General features: G+C 64.1%; 15 protein-coding genes. 5 read left to right on the top strand and 10 right to left on the bottom strand.

What is annotated here, in order from left to right:
* Window positions 1-29: 29 nt before the first annotated feature.
* The 3 genes from AC097A_RS10720 to AC097A_RS10710 form a co-directional block, all read right to left on the bottom strand.
* Window positions 30-836 carry an HDOD domain-containing protein gene (locus AC097A_RS10720; protein WP_315479113.1) on the bottom strand — a complete coding sequence of 269 codons (807 nt, stop codon included), beginning with the start codon at window positions 834-836 and terminating at the stop codon, window positions 30-32.
* A gap of 120 nt (window positions 837-956) precedes the next feature.
* Entirely contained in the window at window positions 957-1,673 is a 717-nt protein-coding gene (locus AC097A_RS10715; protein WP_479620809.1) for an Npun_F0296 family exosortase-dependent surface protein, read from the bottom strand.
* Window positions 1,674-1,817: 144 nt separating this feature from the next.
* Window positions 1,818-4,247, bottom strand: a complete 2,430-nt coding sequence (locus AC097A_RS10710) for a Tex family protein (protein ID WP_479620808.1) — start codon at window positions 4,245-4,247, stop codon at window positions 1,818-1,820.
* Between the two features lie 88 nt (window positions 4,248-4,335).
* Here AC097A_RS10710 and AC097A_RS10705 point away from each other — a divergent pair, with 88 nt between their 5' ends.
* From AC097A_RS10705 to AC097A_RS10690, 4 genes are all read left to right on the top strand, one after another.
* Window positions 4,336-5,085, top strand: a complete 750-nt coding sequence (locus AC097A_RS10705) for a substrate-binding periplasmic protein (protein ID WP_479620807.1) — start codon at window positions 4,336-4,338, stop codon at window positions 5,083-5,085.
* A gap of 36 nt (window positions 5,086-5,121) precedes the next feature.
* Window positions 5,122-6,486 carry a glutathione-disulfide reductase gene (gorA, locus tag AC097A_RS10700; protein ID WP_479620806.1) on the top strand — a complete coding sequence of 455 codons (1,365 nt, stop codon included), beginning with the start codon at window positions 5,122-5,124 and terminating at the stop codon, window positions 6,484-6,486.
* A gap of 12 nt (window positions 6,487-6,498) precedes the next feature.
* Window positions 6,499-7,680 (top strand): methyltransferase, encoded by a 1,182-nt coding sequence (locus AC097A_RS10695; protein WP_479620805.1) that lies wholly within the window; start codon window positions 6,499-6,501, stop codon window positions 7,678-7,680.
* Between the two features lie 76 nt (window positions 7,681-7,756).
* Window positions 7,757-8,266 carry a DUF1993 domain-containing protein gene (locus AC097A_RS10690; protein ID WP_479620804.1) on the top strand — a complete coding sequence of 170 codons (510 nt, stop codon included), beginning with the start codon at window positions 7,757-7,759 and terminating at the stop codon, window positions 8,264-8,266.
* A gap of 127 nt (window positions 8,267-8,393) precedes the next feature.
* On the opposite strand, the gene AC097A_RS10685 is transcribed toward AC097A_RS10690, so the two are convergent.
* Window positions 8,394-8,555: a hypothetical protein gene (locus AC097A_RS10685; RefSeq protein WP_315479120.1), complete on the bottom strand. Its 162-nt coding sequence runs from the start codon at window positions 8,553-8,555 to the stop codon at window positions 8,394-8,396.
* Window positions 8,556-8,635: 80 nt separating this feature from the next.
* Here AC097A_RS10685 and AC097A_RS10680 point away from each other — a divergent pair, with 80 nt between their 5' ends.
* On the top strand, window positions 8,636-9,601 hold the full coding sequence (locus AC097A_RS10680) for a histone deacetylase family protein (protein WP_479620803.1): 966 nt from the start codon (window positions 8,636-8,638) through the stop codon (window positions 9,599-9,601).
* Between the two features lie 4 nt (window positions 9,602-9,605).
* On the opposite strand, the gene AC097A_RS10675 is transcribed toward AC097A_RS10680, so the two are convergent.
* The 6 genes from AC097A_RS10675 to AC097A_RS10650 form a co-directional block, all read right to left on the bottom strand.
* Window positions 9,606-11,960, bottom strand: a complete 2,355-nt coding sequence (locus AC097A_RS10675; protein WP_479620802.1) for a putative bifunctional diguanylate cyclase/phosphodiesterase — start codon at window positions 11,958-11,960, stop codon at window positions 9,606-9,608.
* On the bottom strand, window positions 11,957-12,526 hold the full coding sequence (locus AC097A_RS10670) for a methylamine utilization protein (protein ID WP_479620801.1): 570 nt from the start codon (window positions 12,524-12,526) through the stop codon (window positions 11,957-11,959). Before AC097A_RS10670 ends, AC097A_RS10675 begins: the two co-directional genes overlap by 4 nt.
* 141 nt (window positions 12,527-12,667) lie before the next feature.
* Entirely contained in the window at window positions 12,668-13,573 is a 906-nt protein-coding gene (locus AC097A_RS10665; protein ID WP_479620800.1) for an SDR family oxidoreductase, read from the bottom strand.
* Window positions 13,574-13,606: 33 nt separating this feature from the next.
* The gene (locus AC097A_RS10660) at window positions 13,607-14,065 is read right to left on the bottom strand and encodes a GNAT family N-acetyltransferase (RefSeq protein ID WP_479620799.1); all 459 of its coding nucleotides are present in this window, start codon (window positions 14,063-14,065) and stop codon (window positions 13,607-13,609) included.
* The gene (locus AC097A_RS10655; RefSeq protein ID WP_479620798.1) at window positions 14,062-15,027 is read right to left on the bottom strand and encodes a glutathione S-transferase family protein; all 966 of its coding nucleotides are present in this window, start codon (window positions 15,025-15,027) and stop codon (window positions 14,062-14,064) included. The genes AC097A_RS10660 and AC097A_RS10655 overlap by 4 nt, the downstream gene beginning before the upstream one ends.
* Window positions 15,024-16,760 carry an acyl-CoA dehydrogenase family protein gene (locus AC097A_RS10650; protein WP_479620797.1) on the bottom strand — a complete coding sequence of 579 codons (1,737 nt, stop codon included), beginning with the start codon at window positions 16,758-16,760 and terminating at the stop codon, window positions 15,024-15,026. Before AC097A_RS10650 ends, AC097A_RS10655 begins: the two co-directional genes overlap by 4 nt.
* Between the last annotated feature and the right edge of the window lie 34 nt (window positions 16,761-16,794).

Below are 16,794 nucleotides of genomic sequence, written 5' to 3'. Positions count from 1 at the left end.
CCCCAAGGCGCGAGGCCCCCTTGGGGGGCTCATGTATATGCCGTCCAGTCGAACGGGTCTTGTTGCAACACCATGTCGATGTCCAGGCCCAGAGCCAGGCCCACGGAGCCCGGAAAGGTGACGGCCAAGCCGCGCTGGGTCAGCCGCGCCTCCTTGCCACGGGCGCGCCAGGCCGCCAGGTGGATCACCCCCGCCAGTGGCTCATACACATGGTTTTCAAACGGGGCGTACTGGTGCTCCAGTGCATCCACCATGGGCTGCGGAAACTGCCACATACGGGCATAACCGGCCCCCACGCTGGCATAACAGTAACCCAGCAGCTTGCGCTCCTGCGTGGCCCGGTTCATGCCCAGCGGGTGCACGTCCTCGTCCAGCACGGCGGTGATGTCGGGCATGGCCAAGTGCATGGCCAGCTCCCCCACGGCGTGGATCAGCCCACAGGTAAAGGCAGCCTGCTGGTTCAGCCGCACCACCCCAGCCAGCGAGCGCGAGACGCGTGCCACGTTCAGGCTGTAGTCCCAAAACTGCTGCAGCTGGATGCCTGGCACCGCTTTGAGCGAGGCACCGGTGGCCGCGGTCTGGGCCATGGTGCGCACCTGGCTCAGGTCGAGCAGCGCCAGTGCCTCCGAGACGCTGTTAATGCGGCCCGAGAGTTGAAAAAAAGGGGAATTGGCCAGCTGCAGTAGCCTGGTGGTCAGTGCCGGGTCGGTGCTGATCAGTTGGGTGACCTTCTTGAGGTCAATTTCGGGGCGGGCCAGTTCATTCAGCAGCAGTGCCACCACTTTGGGGATGCTGGGCAGATCGAACTGCTGCTCCAGCAATGCACTGAGTTTCATGGCCACGGTCTCCTCAACCAACTTTTGGGGATACGCTGATTATCTATCCCTGCGCGGCCAACGGAGTCACAAAAACAAAACCCCGCAGAAGCGGGGTTTTACAAAGGGCGCAGACTGGTTTTAGCGGCGCAACTGGCGCTTGCGGCGCGCCACCACGCCCATCAGGCCCAGGCCAGCCAGCAGCATGGCGTAGGTTTCTGGCTCGGGCACAGCGCTGATGAAGGCGTGGTTGTCGCTCTCAAACGCATTGCTGGACGCGCTGAACACCACCTTGGTGATGACATCACCACCTGAGGCCGTGACACCGAAGTAACGGGCATACGACTGGTCACCATTGGCGTTGGACTTGACGGCGGTGCCGGTGTAAGAGGCCAGCTGGGTCGTGCCGTTCCAGAACGTGACGGTGTTGCTCGCGTCTGGAGAGCCCCACAAAAAGCCAAAGTAGCTCAGCCCGCTGCTGAAAGTAAGTGTGGAGGGGCCCTTTTGGTGGGCGTCGATACCCACCGAAAAGTAATTGCCTGTGGCGCCCACGGGGCGGGCTGCGGTGCCGGAGATCAGGTTGCTGTTGTTGAACAGCGCGCCGTCTACGTACGTGTAGTCCACACCGGCCAGGGTGCCTTGCAACAAGGTGTCACCCGTCTGTGCCTTGCCAGCCACCGCTTTGGACTCTTCGCTGTGGCCTGGGGCATCGGTATTGCCAAAATTAATGGTGTGGGCCGCAGCCAGTGGGCTGTAGGCCGTATTGGTCACCGAGGAGGTCATTGCCGCTTGGGCCGACAACACGGGGGCCAGCAAGGCGGAGGCCAAAAAAATGGAAGAAGCGGTGCGCAATGTCATTGAAAATTCCCTGAGAGCGTAGCCAGAACTGACTAGACGCTATTGTCCCCTGCCCGGGGTGGTCCGCCCTGGTCCGAGTGGACTAGGGCGGGTGCAAAAAGCGGAACTAGTTCACACTTTGGGCATTGAATGTGCCTTGGTCGCTTAGCGTTTGAGCTTGGCAAAAGCGCTGGCCATGGCCGAATTACCGGCTGGGGCGTTGTTGTCGCGGTAGCTGCCTTGCTGCCGTTCGCCTCTGGCCGGGCCCTGGTAGCGGTTGTCCCCTGCCCTGTCACCCGGCGCGCGGGCGGGCGCCGCGCCAATTTTCATGGTCAGCGCAATACGCTTGCGCGCCACGTCCACTTCCACCACCTGCACCTTGACGATGTCGCCGGTCTTGACCACCTCACGCGCATCATTAACAAACTTGTGCGCCAGCTGGCTCACGTGCACCAGACCGTCCTGGTGCACGCCCAGGTCGATAAACGCGCCGAACTGGGCCACGTTGCTGACGGTGCCTTCCAGAATCATTCCCTCTTTCAGGTCGGCAATGTCTTCCACACCATCGTTGAAGCGGGCCACCTTGAAGTCCGGGCGCGGGTCGCGGCCGGGTTTTTCCAGCTCGGTGAAGATGTCCTTGACGGTGATCACACCGAACTGTTCGTTGGCAAACAGCTCGGGGCGCAGGGTCTTGAGCATGTCGGCGCGGCCCATGATCTCGGCCACCGGTTTGCCGGATTTGGCAATGATCTGCTCCACCACCGGATAGGTTTCGGGGTGCACGCCGGTCATGTCCAGCGGGTTGCTGCCACCGCGGATGCGCAGAAAGCCTGCGCTTTGCTCAAACGTCTTGGCACCCAGGCCGGTGACCTTCATCAGATCCTGGCGGCTACCAAACGCGCCATTGGCCTCACGCCAGCGCACCACCGCCTTGGCCACGGTGCCGGACAGGCCGGACACGCGGCTCAGCAATGGCACGCTGGCCGTGTTCAGGTCTACGCCCACCGAGTTCACGCAGTCTTCCACCACCGCGTCCAGCGTCTTGGCCAATTCACTCTGGTTCACATCGTGCTGGTACTGGCCCACGCCAATGCTCTTGGGGTCGATCTTCACCAGTTCGGCCAGCGGGTCTTGCAGGCGGCGGGCGATGGACGCGGCACCGCGCAGGCTCACATCCACATCGGGCATTTCTTGCGAGGCGAATTCGCTGGCGGAGTACACCGAGGCACCCGCTTCGGACACCACAACCTTCTCCACCTTGATCTCGGGCGCACCGGCCTGCGCGGCCATCTTGCCCAGCAGCTTAATCAGGTCGCCGGCCAGCTTGTCGGTCTCGCGGCTGGCAGTGCCGTTGCCGATGGCGATCAGGTTCACGCCATGTTTGGCGCACAGCTTGCCCAGCGTGTGCAACGAGCCTTCCCAGTCCTTGCGGGGCTCGTGCGGGAACACGGTGGCGGTTTCCACCAATTTGCCGGTGGAATCGACCACGGCCACTTTCACGCCAGTCCGGATGCCGGGGTCCAGGCCCATCACCACGCGCGGGCCCGCGGGCGCCGCCAGCAACAGGTCGCGCAGGTTGTCGGCGAACACCTTGATGGCTACCTTCTCCGCGTCTTCACGCAGCTTGGCAAACAGGTCGCGTTCGGTGGACAGACTCAGCTTCACCTTCCAGGTCCAACCCACGCATTTGCGGATCAGGTCGTCGGCCGCGCGGCCCTGGTGGCTCCAGCCCAGCTTCAGGGCAATGCGGCCTTCCGCCAGAGAGACCGCTGGCGTTGCTACTTTTTTAGGAGCTGCTAGCGCAGTAGCCACGGGGGCTAGAGGCATATTTGACTCTGGAAGCACGAGTTTGGCGTCCAGAATGTCCAGCGAGCGCCCGCGGAACACGGCCAGCGCACGGTGGCTGGGCACGCGGCCAATCGGCTCATCGTAGTCAAAGTAATCGCGGAACTTGGACACATCGGCGTTGTTTTCGTCCTTGCCCTCGGCCAGCTTGCTTTGCAGCAGGCCTTCATTCCACAGCCAGGCGCGCAGGTCCTGCACCAGCACTGGGTCTTCGGCCCAGCGTTCACTCAGTAGGTCGCGCACACCATCCAGCACCGCAAACACGGTGGAGAAGTCGGGCTGCTTGTCGGCGATCTGCTCAGGCGTGAGCGGAGGCTTGAGGTAGGCCTGCGCCGCATCCGCGGGCACCAGCATGGGGTTGGCAAACAGCGCATCTGCCAGCGGCTCCAGCCCGGCTTCCTTGGCCAGTTGGCCCTTGGTGCGGCGCTTGAGCTTGAACGGCAGGTAAATGTCTTCCACTTCCTGCTTCGTGGCAGCGTTGTGGATGGCGGCCATCAGCGTGGGCGTGAGCTTGCCCTGCTCGTCAATCGCCTTGCACACGGCTTCTTTGCGGTCACGCAGCTCGCGCAGGTAGGACAGGCGGGTTTCCAGCTCGCGCAGCTGGATATCGTCCAGCCCGCCGGTCACTTCCTTGCGGTAGCGGGCGATAAAGGGCACGGTCGCGCCCTCGTCCAGCAGGGCCACGGCGGACTCGACTTGTTGCGGTCGAACCTGAATTTCTTGCGCGATTTGCGCGATGATTTTCTGCATTGCGAAAAATGGGCTGAGCCAGTGCGGCCAGCGGGGAATCAATCAAGGGCGGGAGTGTGCCACAGCCTGCCGGGCGTAAACTGCGCCCATGCTCTGGCTCCGCTCCCTGTTTGTAAGTGCCTGTTGCTGCCTGTGGGCGCTGGGTGCCAATGGCTCCGCGTGGGCCATTGACTTGCGCGTGGGCATGGGCCTGACCAAGCCGCCTTACGTCTTGGAGTCCGGCAAGGAAGGCATCGAGGTGGAGATTGCCGAGCAGGCGCTGGCCGCCGCGGGGTACAAGATGGTCGGGCTGCAGTTCCCCCCGGCGCGGGGCCTGGCCATGCAACGGGCCGGCCAGCTCGATGTGCTGCTGACCGTGGACGAAGGCATAGGCGGCAACGATTATTTTTCCGAGCCCTACATCGTCTACCAGAACGTGGCCATCACGCTGGCCTCGCGCAACCTCCAGATCAAACGCATCGAAGACCTGGCCAACCACTCGGTGGCGGCGTTCCAGAACGCAGAAGTCATTCTGGGGGAGCGTTTCAAAGCCCTGGTGCTCAACCACACCCACTACAAAGAGTATTCGCAGCAAATCATCCAGAACAATCTGCTCTACACCCAGCGTGTGGATGTGGTGGTGGGCGACCGGCGCATCTTTCGCTACTTCAGCACCCAGCTGGGCCCCAAGGTGGACGTGAGCCAGCCCGTCACCATCCACACTATCTTTCCGCCCAATCCGCGTAAGGCGGTGTTCAAGGACGCAGTCATTCGCGACCGTTTTAATGTGGGCCTCAAAACCATCCAGAGCAACGGCGTGTACGACGCCATTCTGAAAAAGTACGCGGGCCAGCTGTAGCCCCGCGTCCGCGACACCACATCCACAAGGGAGTTTATGGAGCAGTTCGATCTGATCGTCATTGGGGGCGGCTCTGGCGGCGTGCGCGCCGCACGCATTGCAGCCAACCACGGCGCCCGCGTGGCCCTGGCCGAGGAATACCGCATGGGCGGCACCTGCGTCATCCGCGGTTGTGTGCCCAAGAAGCTCATGGTCTACGCCTCGCGTTTTGCGCAGGAGTTTGAAGAGGCCGCCGGGTTTGGCTGGACGCTGGATGCCCCCCGCTTCGACTGGGCCACGCTCAAGACCCGACGCGATGCCGAGGTGGCGCGGCTGGAGGGCATTTACCGCAGCAACCTGGGCAACGCGGGCGTGCAGATTCTGGAAGGCCGGGCCACACTGGTGGACCGCAACACCGTGCAGCTGTCCAACGGTGTGCGCTACCAGGCCAAACACATTTTGATAGCAACCGGCGCACAACCGGCGCGGGGTCCAGATATTCCAGGCCATGAACTGGCGATCGACTCCAACGGTTTCTTCGACTTGCCCGCACTGCCCCAGCGCGTGGTGGTGCAAGGCGCGGGTTACATCGCGCTGGAGTTGGCCTGCGTGCTGCATTTGCTGGGCGCGCAGGTGACCGTGGTGGTACGCGGCGAGCAGATTCTGCGTGGTTTTGACGACGAAATGCGCCAGCACCTGCAGGCGGAGATGGCGCACAGCGGTCTGCAGTTCCGCTTTGGCCGTGAGGTGCAAGCCATTGCCCGTGCTGATGGGGCCCTGCAGGTGCAGCTGGACAACGGCGACACCTTGGCCGTGGATTGCGTGCTGCGCGCGCTGGGCCGGGGGCCCAACACCCAGGGCCTGGGCCTGGAAGCGCTGGGCATTTCGCTCGACAAGCACGGCGCCATTCCGGTGGACGACTTCAGCCAGACCACGGTGCCTGGGATTTACGCCGTGGGCGATGTGACCAACCGCGTCAACCTCACGCCCATGGCCATCCGCGAGGGCCATGCCTTTGCCGACAGCGTGTTTGGCGGCACACCGCGCCGTGTGGACCACACGCTGATTCCCACGGCCGTGTTCACCACGCCCGAGGCCGGCGTGGTGGGGCTGACTGAAGAACAGGCGCTGAAGAGTCACCCGAGGCTGGACGTGTACCGCGCCAGCTTTCGTCCGCTCAAGGCCACACTCTCCGGTCACACCGGCAAGATGCTGCTCAAACTGCTGGTGGACCGCGACACCGACCGCGTGCTGGGCTTCCACGCCGTGGGGCCCGATACCGGTGAAATGGCCCAACTGGTGGGCGTGGCCCTGCAGCTGCAGGCCACCAAGGCCGCGCTGGATGCTACGCTCGCGGTCCACCCCACGGCCGCCGAAGAGCTGGTCACCATGCGCACACCTGCTGTGCGCCACAACTTGTAAGAACCCCTGACCATGTCTCTCTCTCATATCCACTGGACCGAAGCCGGCCAAGCCTGCTCCGCCCTGTGGCGCTCCGAGCGCGGTGCCGCACCGCCCAAACGTGTGGTGCTGGCCGACGACACCACCACGGCCGACGACGCCTACCACCTGGCCTGCGAAGGCACGGCCCTGCTCTGGCGCGGCGATTTTCAGAACGCCCGCCAGTTGCTGCAAGCCTTGGCCCGCCGCATTGACAAGACCCCGCAGCGCAAACAACGCGCCGCCGGTGCGGCCATCCACAAGCCGCCTGCGTCCCCTGCCGACAGCTTTAACCTGCACCGCCAAGCGCAGGCGCAGCGCGCCCGCGTGTTGGCCATGGTGCTGCTGCCCTTCAATGCCGACTACAGCATCCCGCTGCGCCGCGCGCCCGATGCGCGCAAAGCCTGCACCGAGGCCTGGGGCCCGGTGGTGGCGGAAGACGGCGCCTGCGTGGCCAGCCTGCGCGACCTGCTGGGCATGACCAGCGCGCACGAATGGCGCAAAAAGGGGGTGGAGATTCCCGCCCTGGGTGCCGCCCCCCACAACCGCATCCACCCGCACTACGGCGTGTTCTCCCCCGTGCGCGGTGAATACATTGATTTGGTTGCCACCACCCCACTGCCCAAGGGCAACGCCCTGCTGGCCTTTGACATTGGCACCGGCACCGGCGTGCTCTCGGCCGTGTTGGCACGCCGTGGCGTAGCCAGCGTGGTCGCCACCGACCAAGACCCGCGCGCCCTGGCCTGTGCGCGTGCCAATCTGGACCAATTGGGGGTGGCCGCCCAGGTCACGCTGCTGCAGGCCAACCTGTTTCCGGAAGGCCTGGCCTCGCTGGTGGTATGCAACCCGCCCTGGCTGCCCGCCCGGCCCAGCTCGCCCATTGAATACGCGGTGTACGACGAAAACAGCCAGATGCTGCTGGGCTTTTTGAATGGCTTGGCAGCCCATCTGGCACCCGGTGGCGAGGGCTGGCTCATCCTGTCCGACCTGGCCGAACACCTGGGCCTGCGCAGCCGCGAGGAACTGCTGGCCGCCATTGCCAAAGCCGGGCTACAGGTGCTGGGCCGGCGCGATGCCAAGCCCCTGCACCCCAAGGCCACGGAGGGCACTGACGCCCTGCACGCCGCGCGCGCGGCAGAAGTCACCTCGCTGTGGCGCCTGGGACCTTTGCGCTGAACTGCCCTATTCCCTTCTTGCGGCACAGATGCCGCAAGCTTGTTACGCTTCGCCCTCTTTTGAAGGAACCTTGCCCATGACCGACGCCCTCTACACCGCCTCCATCCCCGTTTTCAAACAAATGCTGCAAGCCCTGAGCGGTGTGTTGCACAAGGCTGAAGAGCACGCCACGGCCAAAAAGATCGACCCCAACGCCCTGCTGCAAGCGCGCCTGTACCCCGACATGTTTCCGTTGCTGCGCCAGGTGATGATTGCCACCGACTTTGCCAAGGGCGCCTGCGCCCGCCTGGCCGGTGTGGACGTGCCGGTGATGCCCGACACCGAGCTCACCTTTGCCGAGCTGCAAACCCGCATTGCCACGGTGGTGACCTTCATCAGCGGGTTGGACGCCAGCCTGTTCGACAAGCCCCACAGCCGCGAAATCGTCATCCAGGCCGGCACGCCACGTGAACGCACGTTTGACGCCTCCACCTACCTGCTGCACTACGGCCTGCCCCAGTTCTTCTTCCACGTGACCACGGCCTATGCGCTGCTGCGCCACAACGGCGTGGAAGTAGGCAAAAAAGACTACATGGGCGTGAAGTAATTGCTATTGGTTTAGTAGCTACTTGCGCAGCATCCACGGGGGTTACGGCCACTTTGGATGCATAAAAACAAAAAGGCCCTCGACTGAGGGCCTTTTGCATGGAGGCACCCGGTGCGGGTGCCTGGGCTTAGCTGTGACGCTTGCCGGGGTTCTTTTTGCTGCGGGTTGCAACACCACGCTCCAGGCTCACGCGTTGGCCACGGCCGGCGGTGGGCAGGGTGTAGCCAGGCATGGGTTTGGGAGCGGGAGTGGCTTTGCGGTCGGCTTCGGTAACGATTTTGTTGCCCATGGAACTATCCTGTTGGTTGGTGTGAAAACCCGTATTTTCTCACTTTTTTGAAGCCCTTCGGCGTTTGCCACAATCCAGCCATGCAGGCCTTCTATTCCGACCAGTTTGTACTCCCCTTGCCCGAGGGCCACCGCTTCCCCATGGCCAAGTACCGCATGCTACGCGACCAGCTGGTGGCACACCTGCCCGAGGTGCGGCTGACCGAGGCGCCCGCCGCCACGCGTGGTGAGCTGGCGCTGGTGCATACGCAGGCTTACATCGACGCGATTCTGGAAGGTACGGCGGCGCCAGCCGTGCTGCGCGAGATTGGTTTTCCCTGGAGCCCGGCCATGGCCGAGCGGGCGCGCCGCAGCGTGGGCGCTACGGTGGCCGCCGCCCGCGTGGCACTGGCGGAAGGCATTGCTGCCAACCTAGCCGGTGGCACGCACCACGCCTATGCCGACAAGGGCGGCGGCTTTTGTGTGTTTAACGATGTGGCCGTGGCGGCCCGTGTGCTGCAGGCCGAATGGGGCCGTACCCGCCTGCCTGACGGGCGCCAGCGCCCTGCCCTGCAGGTGGCCGTGATTGACCTGGACGTGCACCAGGGCAACGGCACAGCGCATATTTTTCAGAATGACGATTCGGTGTTCACGCTGTCACTGCATGGCGACAAAAATTTTCCGTTTCGCAAAGAGGCCGGCAACATTGACGTTCCGCTGCCCGATGGCTGCGGCGATGCGGACTACCTGGCCGCGCTGGAGCAGGCCCTCATCACGCTGGACGGCCATTGCCAGCCCGGCGTGGTGTTTTACCTGGCCGGGGCCGACCCGCACGAGGGCGACCGCCTGGGCCGCCTCAACATCACGGCCGACGGGCTGGAGGCGCGCGACCGGCGTGTGATGGACTGGTGCTGGCAGCGCCGCATCCCGCTGGTGTTCACCATGGCCGGGGGCTATGGCGTGAAGATTGAAGACACGGTGCAAGTGCAGCGCACCACCTATGCCGTGGCGCTGGCGTATTGGCAGGAATGGCAACGCTGGCAGGCCCAGGGCGTGCGGGCCGCCTGAACCGTCAGGCAGCTGCTGCCAGGTGCTTGGCACGCCAGGCAATGAAGTCGGCCAGCGGAATCGGCTTGCTCATGTAGTAGCCCTGCGCTTCGTCGCAGTCCAGCTCGCGCAGCTTGTCCAGGATGATCTGGTTCTCTACGCCTTCGGCCACCACGCTCAGGCCCAGGTTATGCGCCAGGTCGATGGTGGAGCGCACGATCTTGGCGTCACTCTCGTCCTTCTCCATGCCCATCACAAACGATTTGTCGATCTTCAGCTCGTTCACCGGCAGGCGCTTCAGGTAGGCCAGCGACGAGTAACCGGTGCCAAAGTCATCGATGGACAGCTTGAAGCCGCGGTCGGCCAGGCGGTTCAGCGTGGCCTCGGCGCGCTGCGGGTCGTCCATGATGGCGCTCTCGGTGATCTCCAGGCAAAACGCGTCGGTGGGGGCGTTGTACTTGGCCATCATCGCGTCCAGCTTGGCCGGAAAATCCTGGTCCAGCAGGTCACGCGTGGACAGGTTGATGGCCACGCGCAGCGGCCGGCCGTCACTCTGGAGCTGGGGCAAGGCACGGGCCACTTCTTCAAACATCCACAGCGTGAGCTGGCGCACAAACCCGGTTTGCTCGGCAAACGGGATGAACTGCATGGGTGGCACCAGGCCACGCGTGGGGTGCTGCCAGCGCACCAGCGCCTCGGCGGCCAACACCGTGTTGTCAGCCAGGTTGAGCTTGGGTTGCAGGTACAGGCGCAGCTGGCCCTCGTCCACCGCGTGGCGCAGCTCGGTCAAAAGCGACAGGGTTTGGGTGCTGGACGAGTCCAGCGCCGGGTCGTAGACCTGGATGCCAGTGGTTTTTTGTTTGGCCACGTACATGGCAATTTCGGCCCGGCTCAGCAGCATGTCCACGTCCTGCGCATGCGCCGGCCACGAGGCCACACCAATGCCCGCGCTGAAGTCCACCGTCTGGTCTTCCAGCGTCAAGGGCTGGTCAAACGACGCCGCAATTTTTTTGGCCACGGCCACCGCCTCTTCGGCCGTGCTGCCTTCAATCAACACCGCAAACTCATCCCCGCCCATGCGCGCCACCACACCCACGTCAGCGGTGATGAGCGCGCTCAAGCGCTGCGCCACGGCCACCAGCAGGCCGTCGCCAAAGGCGTAGCCCAGCACATCGTTCACGTGTTTAAAACGGTCCAGGTTCAGCAACACCACGGCCACGGGCGGTGCACTGCTTTCCAGCGCAATGCTGGCGCGGATGGACTGCTGCAGCAGATCGCGGAACTGGGTGCGGTTGGGCAATTCCGTCAGGCGATCCCAGTAGGCCAGCTGCAAAATCTCGCCCTGCTGCTTGCGGATGCTGCTGCGCATGTGGTCAAACGCGCGCGCCAGGTCGCCAATCTCGTCTTTGTGGCGCAGTGCGGGCAACTGGTGGTGGTACTCCCCGCGGCTGAGCTGTTCCGCTGCCCCCACCAGAGACCGCAGCGGCGTGGTAATGCGGCGCGCAAGCGCGGCGCTGCCCACCACAAACAGGCCCAGGCCCAGCGCAGTAATGCCCAGCAAGGCAAATTGCACCTGCAGGTAGGGTGCCACCACCTCGTCCAATGAGCGCAACAGGTAGGTCTCCACTGCCTTCACGTCGGCGCGCTCGGTGCTGTGGCGCACCACCAACGTGCCTTCAGGGACTTGCAACTCGGCCCCCTGCCCCAATTGGGCCAACGCCCCTTGCTCTTTGGCTGGCAGACTGGTCAGCACCAGGCCGCCCTGCGGCTTGACCAGTGCGATGTGGATGCCCGAGAGGCCAAACATGTCGTTGGCCTGGGACTGTTCGATGGGAAAACCCATGAGTACCCAGCCAATGGTGAGCGGCGCCTTCAGCGGCACCATGACAAACTGGTACAGCGTGCCATTGATGAGCTGCAGCTGGGAGCCTTGCTCGGTTTGGCTGAGCTGGGCGGCCAGCTGCTGCAGCAAGGGCGTCATGGTCTCTTGTCCGCCCATTTCGAACCCGGCCGCCTGCAGGGCAAACGCGGTGTCCAGCAACGCGGTAATGGGCGCGCCAATACGCGCACCGCTGTTTTCCAGCGCGGAGCGCAGGGTTTCGGTGTCGCCACTGTTCAGCGCGGACCGAAAACCAAAGTCTGCTGCCAGCACCGCAGCGCCCTGGCGCAGCTTTTGCGCGTTTTGGTCCAGCAGGCGCCACCACACCTTGTCGCCAATCGCCAGCTCCTGGGCCAGCTGGGCGCGCACATTGCTGTTGATGCTGGTGCGCACCACGCTGTAGACGGCAATCTGCACCAGCAGCAGCAACGCGACCGAAAAAACGACGAACTTGGTGCCAATGCCCCATTGGGCGTAGAGGCGAAACAGGCTGGGCCTCAAATGCTGCTCCCCGCGAGCTTGACCAGCACGGGCGCGGCTGCAGCGCCTACTGCCTGGGCCTGCTCGGCCGCAGGGGCGCCTGTGGGCAGCGATGCGTGCCAGGTGCGCAGCTTGTAGTTGCCATTGGGCACGTTGTCCAGCGTGAGGCGGCCAGCGGCATCGGTGCGGCCAAAGTACGGCGTGTCTACCACCAGCACCCAGGCCACCATGTTGTCGTGGATGTTGCAGCCCAGCACCGCTACCCCCACCTTGTCGAAGGTGACCGGGTTGGCGGGCACCCCGGCGTAGAGCTTGAGCTCAAAGGTTTTGGCGGGTGAGAAGGAATAGACGTGGTGGCGCACCGTGTCCTGGTTGGGAAACAGCACCGAGGTGCCGGGGGTGACCACGGTGACGGCAGGCTTGAACTGCCGGGCCACTTGCGCCACTTCAATGCCTTTGAGTGGCTTGGCCGCAGCCTTGGCCTCGGCGGACTCCAAAAACACAATTGCCTCGGGCAGGGGCTTGCCATTTTTGTCCTGCACTTGCAGCTGCAGTGTGCCGCTCCAGGCAGGCAGTAGCAGTCCCATGGCGCCAACGACAGCGACAAGCCTGCGCGAGGTTTTGTGACAACGCATGCGGCACTCCAGATGAAAAATCGTCTGTGCCCAACGGGTGGGGCACTGGGGTACGACTCTAACCCAAGCCGGAGGTTCCGCGGTCCTGGTGGGTCAGCCGCGCAGCGCCTTTTTCAGCTCCACACCCAGCTCGGGTTTGTGGACAAACGGGTCGGTCGGGTTGCGCGCCATCAGCACGTCTTCCAGCCGCGTTTGCACCGATCCAATCGCCTTGGGGTGGCTGTAGATGTAGAACTGGTTGGCGGCGATGGCGTCGAAAACCTTCTGCGCCACCTCGGCCGCCGTCACCTTGCCGCTGCCCACGGCCTTGTCCGTCATGGCTTGGCCGATGAGTTGGCTGCGCGTGGGTTTGGCGGGCGCGGCGTCCGCATCGGGTCGGTTACGCTGGCTCTGGCTGATGCCGGTGGGCACAAAGAACGGGCACAACACGCTGGCGCTGATCTGGTCGGTCACCAGGGCCAAGTCCTGGTACAAGGTTTCGCTCAGCGCCACCACGGCGTGTTTGCTCACGTTGTAAATGCCCATGTTGGGCGCGTTCAGCAGGCCCGCCATGCTGGCGGTGTTGACGATGTGGCCGGTCCAGGCCGGGTCTTTGGCCGCGGCCTCCAGCATCATGGGGGTGAACACGCGCACGCCGTGGGCCACGCCCATGACGTTCACGCCCAGCACCCATTCCCAATCTTTGGCGCTGTTTTCCCAGATCAAACCGCCCGCGCCCACGCCCGCGTTGTTAAACACAAAATGCGGCGCGCCAAAGCGGGCCAGCGTGGCGGCGCCCAGGGCCTCCACCTGTGCTGCCTGGGACACATCCACCTTCATGGCGAGCACGGGCGCGCCCGCGGCTTGCATTTCGGCCACCGTCTTGTCCAGCGCGTCTTGCTGCACGTCGGCCAGCACCAGGTTCATGCCCAGCTTGGCGCCAATACGCGCGCATTCCAGGCCAAAGCCCGAGCCGGCGCCAGTGAGAACGGCGGTTTTGCCTTGGAAATTGCTAATCACGGGAAATGTCTCCTCTGTAAATTTTTGTTGGGATCAGACGGGCGTGCGGACCATTTCGATGTGGTCTATACCGTCTTCCACATAGGCCTTGCCCACATCGGCAAAGCCGTGGCGCTCGTAGAAGCTTTTCAGGTGGGCTTGCGCGCCAATGCGGATGGGCTGCGCGCCCCACTGCTGCTGCAGCGCGCGAATCGCCTCGGCCATCAGCACATGGCCCAGGCCACCGCCGCGTGCGCTTTGGCGCGTGACCACACGGCCAATGCTGGCCTCGTCAAACGTCACCCCTGCGGGGAAACAACGCACATAGGCGACTAGCTCTGACGTCCGGACTCCCAGCAAGTGCATGGCTTGGTCGTCCAAACCGTCCATGTCCTGGAACACGCAGTTCTGCTCAACCACAAACACCTCACTGCGCAGACGCAGCACTTCGTACAGCTGCTCGCGGCTCAGCGCGTCAAAGGGCAACCACTGCCAGGTAATCGTGTCGCTCATGCCGGTTGGGCCGCTTTCAACACATAACCAATGCGCGGGAAGTGCACACGCACGGTGCCGGCGCGTTCGTCGCTGCGCTGCAGGGTGAAGCGGGTGCGCGTGGCAGCCACCAGCGTGCCGGGTGTGGGCTCCTGGCCAAAGAGTTCGGCCGCAATCGTCACTTCGCTGCCCAGGGCAATGCCGTGTTCGTCCTGGAAGGTCGTGTCCGCATCATGGGCAAATGGGGCGCTAGCGCCCGTGGATGCTGCGCAAGCAGCTATCGATTCTGCAGCAGACAGCTTCTCGAAACTGCCATGGCCCAGCGCCGCCATGCGGTCCATCCAGGCCAGCACGGCGGGTGTGGCGTTCAGGATGTCGGCCATCACCGGCACGCGTTTGCGGCTGAACCACAGCGGGTGGTAGGCCGCAAAGTCGGCCACGCAGGGCGTGCCACCCAATAAAAAATCTTGCCCTTCCAGCATATTGGCCAGGCGGCGCAGGTAACTCTTGTAGGCGGCGGTGGCATCGGCGGGGCGCAGGCGCGTCATGCCGGTGGACATGGCGGCGCGGTCCGCGCCAAAGGCCTTGGCCGCCTCCACGGGCGCGCCTTCAAACATGCTGGCTGCGCCCTTAGGTTGCAGGTTGTAGGCCATGGCGGCCCAGAACAGCGTGGTGTCGGCCCATTGCGCCAGCACGCGGGCCACGCCCTTGTGGCTTTCGGGGTAGAGCGTGGGCGTGGGCTGGATGTGCTCCAGCACATCGCAGATCAGCGCGCTGTCGCAGTAGATGTCGTTGCCAATCTGCAAAAACGGCGTCTTGCGGTAGCCGCCGGTCAGCGCCACCACATCGGGCTTGGGCAGGATGGCGGGGATGATGACGGACTTCCAGGCCAGCTGTTTGTAGCCCAGCACCAGGCGCACTTTTTCCGAAAAAGGGGATGTGGGGTAGTGGTGGAGGATGAGGTCGGTCGGTGTGTTGCTCATGGCATAGCCCTTTCAATAATGCTGTCAAAGTCCACCGCGGCGCCCAGGGTGCCAAAGGTGTGGCCCCAGTTGCCCGCGAGGCGGGAATCACAAAATGCGTTAAATACGGCGGCGGGCGCGCTCTGCTGCAGCAGCGCAGCCTGCACAGCCAGCGCCACGTCTTGCGCCAGGCGGCGCGCTTCCATTTCGGTGGCCATGTGCTCTACCCGGCTGGGCAGGGCGGCAGCCAGGCGGTCCAGCGCGGGGTGGGCGCCCTGGGCCGGTGCCAGCTCGCGCACCAGTGCGGCGGCTACGTCACCCTTGCGCAACGCGCGCAGCAGGTCCAGCGCCATGATGTTGCCAGCGCCCTCCCAAATGGAGTTGAGCGGCATCTCACGGTAGATGCGGGCCATGGTGCCCTCGCCGCCCTCCTCCACATAACCATTGCCGCCCAAGCATTCCATCGCCTCTTGCGCAAAGGCCGCGCCGCGCTTGCAGATCCAGAACTTGGCAATGGGGGTGAGCAACCGGCCCATTAATACTTCATGGGCGTCATTTTTATGGTCAAAAGAGCGCGCAAGCCTTATGGACAGTGCGCAAGCAGCTTCGCTTTCGATAGCAAGGTCAGCCAGCACATTGCGCATCAGCGGCTGGTCCATCAACCGTTTGCCAAAGGCTTGGCGCTGCGCCGTGTGGTGCAGCGCAATGCTGAGCGCCTGGCGCATCAGCCCGCTGGTGCCCAGGGCGCAGTCCAGGCGGGTCATGGTGCCCATTTCCAGAATCTGCGGCACGCCACGGGCCTCTTCACCGACCAGCCAGGCGGTGGCGTTAAGGAATTCAACCTCCGAACTCGCGTTGGCCTTGTTGCCCAGCTTGTCTTTGAGGCGCTGGATGCGGATGGCGTTGGTGCTTCCGTCCTGCAACACACGCGGCACAAAGAAGCACGACAGCCCGGCCGGGCTTTGCGCCAGCACCAAAAATGCATCGCACATAGGCGCCGAGAAAAACCACTTGTGGCCCACCAGGGTGTAGCGTTGGCCCCAGGCGTCCTGCCCGTCGGGGAACGCTTGTGTGGTGTTGGCCCGCACGTCGGAGCCGCCCTGCTTCTCCGTCATGCCCATGCCCATGGTCAGGCCGGCTTTCTGGCTAAAGGCCTTGAAGGCCGGGTCGTAAGCGCGCGCCGTCAAGCCGGGCGCCCAGTCTTTGAAGATGGCAGCGTTGCCAGGCAGTGCGGCCATCACCGCATAGGTCATGGAGATGGGGCACAGGATGGACGGCTCAGCCTCGGTGAACAGCATGAAGGCGGCCGCTCTGCGGGTATGCGCCCCCACGCTTGTCACTGCGTGTACTGCGCTGCCCCCCGAGGGGGCCCTCGCGCCTTGGGACGGCCCGGCGGCGCTCACGCCGTGAGCGTCTTCAGCCCAAGCACTGCCGTGCAGGCCCGCCTGCGCGGCGGCGGTCATCAGCGCGTGGTAGCTGGGGTGAAACTCCACCTGGTCCACACGGCGGCCCGTGCGGTCGTGGCTGTGCAGCACGGGCGTGTGCACATTGGCCAGGCGGGCGTGGGTTTGCATCTCGGCGCTGCCCATCTGCGCGCCCAGGGCGTGCAGGCTGGCGGTGTCCAGTGTGGGGGCGTTGAAGCGCAGCGCGCTCTGCAGGGCCTGGTGGCTGGCAAACAGGTTGCGGCCCACCAAGGGCTCGGCCTGGTTGAACACCGTGTGGGTGTTGAGGTACTGCAGTGTCGTGGTGCTCATGCCATGCTCCTGTTAAACGCTATTCTTTTGATAG

The sequence above is a fragment of the Rhodoferax sp. XS2R6 genome, assembly GCF_056521365.1.
Note: the sequence above shows the minus strand (reverse complement) of the source record. Positions and strands in the feature narration are given on the sequence as shown.